Source organism: Phenylobacterium sp., from assembly GCF_031412415.1.
Lineage (GTDB): Bacteria > Pseudomonadota > Alphaproteobacteria > Caulobacterales > Caulobacteraceae > Phenylobacterium.
The window spans coordinates 1-4,646 of sequence record NZ_JANOCX010000455.1; the positions used below are offsets into that span (position 1 = coordinate 1).

Annotated in this window: 5 protein-coding genes and 1 pseudogene; 1 reads left to right on the top strand and 5 read right to left on the bottom strand. The window is 68.1% G+C overall.

Annotated elements, in window-relative coordinates:
* From RMO04_RS21215 to RMO04_RS21010, 5 genes and pseudogenes are all read right to left on the bottom strand, one after another.
* Window positions 1–111, bottom strand: a 111-nt coding sequence (locus RMO04_RS21215) for a hypothetical protein (RefSeq protein ID WP_405041527.1), incomplete at its 3' end; no start/stop codon positions are given.
* 121 nt (window positions 112–232) lie between these two features.
* A pseudogene (locus RMO04_RS20995) lies at window positions 233–1,294 on the bottom strand (ABC transporter permease); the annotation flags it as partial.
* Window positions 1,291–2,208: an ABC transporter ATP-binding protein gene (locus RMO04_RS21000; protein WP_309646715.1), complete on the bottom strand. Its 918-nt coding sequence runs from the start codon at window positions 2,206–2,208 to the stop codon at window positions 1,291–1,293. The gene RMO04_RS21000 and the pseudogene RMO04_RS20995, both read right to left, overlap by 4 nt.
* Window positions 2,205–3,179, bottom strand: coding sequence for an HlyD family efflux transporter periplasmic adaptor subunit (locus RMO04_RS21005; protein WP_309646716.1), 975 nt, complete (start codon window positions 3,177–3,179; stop codon window positions 2,205–2,207). Before RMO04_RS21005 ends, RMO04_RS21000 begins: the two co-directional genes overlap by 4 nt.
* A complete protein-coding gene (locus RMO04_RS21010; protein WP_309646717.1) occupies window positions 3,176–3,820 on the bottom strand; it encodes a TetR/AcrR family transcriptional regulator in 645 nt (214 codons plus the stop codon). Before RMO04_RS21010 ends, RMO04_RS21005 begins: the two co-directional genes overlap by 4 nt.
* Window positions 3,821–4,042: 222 nt before the next feature.
* Here RMO04_RS21010 and RMO04_RS21015 point away from each other — a divergent pair, with 222 nt between their 5' ends.
* On the top strand, window positions 4,043–4,612 hold the full coding sequence (locus tag RMO04_RS21015; RefSeq protein WP_309646718.1) for an OmpA family protein: 570 nt from the start codon (window positions 4,043–4,045) through the stop codon (window positions 4,610–4,612).
* Window positions 4,613–4,646: the final 34 nt, after the last annotated feature.

Below are 4,646 nucleotides of genomic sequence, written 5' to 3' on the forward strand. Positions count from 1 at the left end.
GGACGCGTGACCCAGCATCCGTTCGACGGCGAGGTGGGTCTTGCCGGTATTGGTCGGTCCCAGCACCGCGACCACTCTGGGCGGCGCCACCCCCGCGGAACGATGGCTCATGGATCGAAGGTGGGATGGGAATCGCCGCTGGGCAAGCGGCGCCTTGAGCATAGTCGAGGGTTCGCCGGTACCGCGCCATGGCCAACGCAGTGACCACGCAGACGAAGGCCACCAGCGCCAGCAGTTCGCGCCACATGTCCTCCATCCCCTGACCCTTCAAAAGCGCGCCGCGCACCACCCGCAGGAAGTGGGTGACCGGCACCACCTCGCCGATCGCCTGGGCCCAGGCCGGCATCCCGCGAAACGGGAACATGAAGCCCGACAGCAGGATCGAAGGCAGGATGTAGAACATGCTCATCTGCATGGCCTGAAGCTGGGAGCGCGCCACTGTCGACATCAGGAAGCCAAGGGCCAGGGAGCCCACGATGAACAGGCTGATCCCCGCCGTCAGCCCGATCCAGCCGCCCAGCATCGGCACGTCGAACAGAAACCGGGCCAGCAGCAGGATGATGACCGTCTGGACGACGCCCACCGCCACATAGGGGGCGAGCTTGCCGACCATGACCTCCAGCGGCTCGACAGGGGTCGCCAACAGACTCTCCATCGTCCCCCGCTCGGCCTCGCGGGTGACCGAGAGCGCGGTCATCATCACCAGGGTCATGGACAGGATCACGCCCAGCAGGCCGGGCACGATGTTGTAGGCCGTCACCGCCTCGGGATTGTAGCGGCGGTGGACCACCACCTCGAACGGTGCATGGCGTGCGGCGAGAGGGGCCAGCGCGCCCTTCAGGTCATTGGTCAGCGCCGCATCGGGCAGGGCGGCCAAGGCCGCGACCGCGGCGCCCGTAGCCGAGGGGTCGGCGGCGTCGACCTCGATCAGAACCTGCGCCTTGTCGCCCCGCGCCACGCGGCGGGTGAAGTCGCCAGGGATGGTGATCGCGAACTGGACGTCGCCGCGGCGGACCATTTCGTCCAGCTCGGCGGGGGAGCGGGCCTGGGCCACCAGATCGAAGTAGGCGCTGTTGCGCAGCGCCGAGGTGATGGAACGGGCGAAGACGCTGTCCTCCTGCACCAGCAGGGCGGTCGGCAGGTGTCGGGGCTCGGAATTGATCGCGTAGCCGAACAGCAGGAGCTGGACCACAGGCAGGGCCAGCATCATGCCGTAGGTCATCCGGTCGCGGGTGAGCTGCTTGAACTCCTTGACCATCACCGCGAAGACCCGCGTGGCGGAGAAGCCGGTCATCGGAAGTTGTCCTCAGACTGGTCCATCAGCCGGATGAACACGTCCTCCAGGCTGGGCTCGACCTGGGTCCAGCGGAACGGCTCACGGCGATAGGGCGCGATGGCGGCTTCCAGCGCGGCCCTATCGGTTCCCGAGACGTGCAGCGACTGGCCAAACGGGGCGGCCATTTCGACGCCCTCGCGCCCGCCGATCTCGCCGGCTAGGCGATCGATCCCGGCGCCTTCGCCATTGAAAGTGACGAGCCTGGTGTCGGCGATCACCTGATCGGCCGTGCCGCGGGCGATCAGCTTGCCGTAGGCGATGTAGGCGATCTCATGGCAGCGCTCGGCCTCGTCCATGTAGTGGGTGGAGACCAGCACGGTCAGGCCTTCGGCCGACAGGGCGTGGATTTCGTCCCAGAACGTGCGGCGCGCCTTGGGGTCGACCCCGGCGGTGGGTTCGTCCAGCAGCAGGAGCTTGGGCTCGTGAAGGGTGGCGGTGGCGAGCGCCAACCGCTGTTTCCAGCCTCCGGAAAGCGAGCCCGCTAGTTGGCCGCGCCGCTCGATCAGGCCCAGGCGCTCCAACGCGCGATCGACGCGATCCTTGCGGTGGTCCAGCCCGTGGATCCGGGCGGAGAACTGCAGGTTCTCCTCCAGGCTCAGGTCTTCGTAGAGCGAGAATTTCTGGGTCATGTAGCCGGCGCGGCGCTTGATCAGGTTGGCCTGGCTGATGATGTCGAGACCCAGCGCCGTGCCTTCGCCGGAGTCGGGGGTGAGCAGCCCGCACAGCATCCGCAACGTCGTGGTCTTGCCCGAGCCGTTGGGGCCGAGAAAGCCGCAGATCCGGCCCTCCTCCACCTGTAGCGACACGTCCTGCACCACGTGCTTGTCGCCGAAGCTCTTGTTGAGCCCCCGGACGTCGATGGCGAGGTTCATCTGCGCGCACCGATCGGCTCGACGTCGACAGGCTGGCCGGGGTTGAGCCGGACGGAGGGGCGGGCCTCGACCAGGTAGACCAGCCGGTCACGGGCGTCGCGGCTGTAGATGATCGGCGGGGTGAACTCCGGCCGTGGACTTATGAAGGTGATCTTCGCCGTCAGGCCGGCCTGGCAGCCGTCGCACGCGAAGGCGACCGATCCTCCCGGGCGATAGGCGGAGATTTCCCGCTCCGGCACGAAGAACCGCAGCTTGATCCGGTCGTCGGGCAGCAGGGCGACGATGGGCTGGTTGGCCGGCGCCCACTCGCCCCGTTGGAAGAACACCTCCTCGACCCGCGCCGCGACAGGCGCCGCGGGCGCGACGTCGGTCAGCCGCGCGTCGGCGGCGCCGAGCGCCGCGCCGGCTTGTTCGACCCGTGAGTCGGCGGCCCGAATCTGGTCGTCCCGCGCGCCGAGCGCCGCGGCCTGGCGTTGTCGGCGGGCGGCGGCCAGTTGCGCGGCGGCGGCGTCATGGGCCGATTGCGAATCGTCCAGGCGAGCCGGCGCGTAAATGCCCTTGGTCACTAGTGGGCGGATGCGGCGAAGGTCGGCGGCGGCGTCGCGCAGCCGGGCGTCGGCGGCGGCGATATTGGCGTCGAAGACCGCCAGCTCCACCGCCCGCTGTCCCTTGCGGGCGTCCTGGGCCTGGGCCTGGGCGGTGTCGACCTCGGCCGCCGCCTGGTCGCGCTGGGCCTTGAGCTGCGCAGGGTCGACGACGAACAGGCGCTGACCTGCGGCGACACGATCGCCGCGCTGGACGAACACCTGGTCGACGCTGCCGGCCACGGGGGCGGCCAGATAAAGCGGCTCGCCCTCCACATAGCCCGTGAGGGTGCGAGGCTGCGACAGGCGCGGCGCGACCCAGATCACCGTGACGATGACCGCGGCGCTCAACAGGAGTCCGCCGACGAGGAGACGTTGGGGGTTCACTCGGCGGCCTCCGGTTCGGTCAGCATTCCGCGCAGCCACAGCTCCGCGTGCTGCCGAGCGAGGGTGGGGATGTCGAAGGGCTCCGCGCCCACGGGCGTGAAGGTCTCGCGCCAGATGACGCCCACCAGGATGGGGGAGATGAGAGACAGGGCGTACTGGCGCGGATCGCCCGGTTGCAGTTCACCCCGCGCCTGAGCCGCGGCGATCGCCATGCTCATGCCGGCCAGTGCCGGACCCACCAACGAGTCGTGCCAGGCCCTGGCCAGCTCTGGGAAGTTGCGTGACTCGCCGATCACCATCTTCACCACGCCGCCAATGGGCGTGGTGTCGACCATCTGGCTGATCACACCGATAGCGCCGCGCAGCAGGGCGGGGAACGAGTGCGCGTTCGCCGCGATATTGGCCTGCATCAGACCCAGATTGGGCGCCACGCCCATTTCGATCACCGCGCGGAAGATGTCCTCCTTGGTGGCGAAGTAGAGATAGATCGCCCCCTTCGAGACCCCGGCGCGCGCGGCGATGTCGTCAAGGCGGGCGGCCGCGAAGCCCTTTTCCGAGAAGATCTCGAAAGCCGCGGCGACGATCTCGTCTGGCCGTTCCGCCTTACGCCGCTTGAATTTCGGTTCGCCCACGGGGAGCATGTCGTCGTTCCTAATAACTGACCGGTCAGTTATTAATATGCTCGCCGGACCCCGTTGCAAGACCCTTGTTCGTCTCCGGCCAAGCTTCTCCATGGTCAAGCTGAGCCCCGGACCCGCCTCAACCGTGTCACCAAACGGCCGTTTTGAAGGGGTGACTCCGCTTCGACGCCGGAGAGATCCGAAGACCGGATTGGTGTCGCCTAGACCCTGAGGGAGATCAGAATGAAGATCAGGAAGACGAACGGGCTCGTTGTCGGCGCGCTGCTGCTGGGCGCGTTGAGCCTCGGAGGCTGCGCCACCAAGAAGTACGTCAACCAGCAAGTCGGCGTCGTCGACGCCAAGGTCGCCGGCCACGAGACCCAGATCGCCGAGCTGGACAAGACGTCCCGCGACGCCCTGGAGCGCGCCACCGCCGCCGGTAAGCTGGCTGAGGGCAAGTTCATGTATTCCGTGGTGCTGACGGACGACGCCCTGAAGTTCCCGCTCGACAAGGCCACCCTATCGCCTGAGGCCGAGACGCGCATCGCCGCCCTGGCCGAGCGCCTGAAGGCCGAGAACCGCAATGTCTATGTCGAGGTCCAGGGTCACACCGACGCCACCGGCACGAACGCCTACAACGAGCAGCTCGGCGCCAATCGGGCCGAAGCCGTGCGCCGCGCCTTGAACAAGCAAGGCGTCGCCTTGAACCGCATGTCGTCCATCTCGTACGGCGAGGAAGCCCCTGTGGCTCCCAACACCGACCGTGCCGGCCGCTCGGCCAATCGCCGCGTCGTGCTGGTGGTGCTGAGCTAGGCAAGTCGGGAGGTCCGTCGTGCGGGCCTCCCGC

What these genes read in the sequence shown, in the direction of transcription:
- RMO04_RS21010 (WP_309646717.1), bottom strand. Translation starts at nt 3,820, where the DNA reads ATGCTCCCCGTGGGCGAACCGAAATTCAAGCGGCGTAAGGCGGAACGG.
- RMO04_RS21000 (WP_309646715.1), bottom strand. Translation starts at nt 2,208, where the DNA reads ATGAACCTCGCCATCGACGTCCGGGGGCTCAACAAGAGCTTCGGCGAC.
- RMO04_RS21015 (WP_309646718.1), top strand. Translation starts at nt 4,043, where the DNA reads ATGAAGATCAGGAAGACGAACGGGCTCGTTGTCGGCGCGCTGCTGCTG.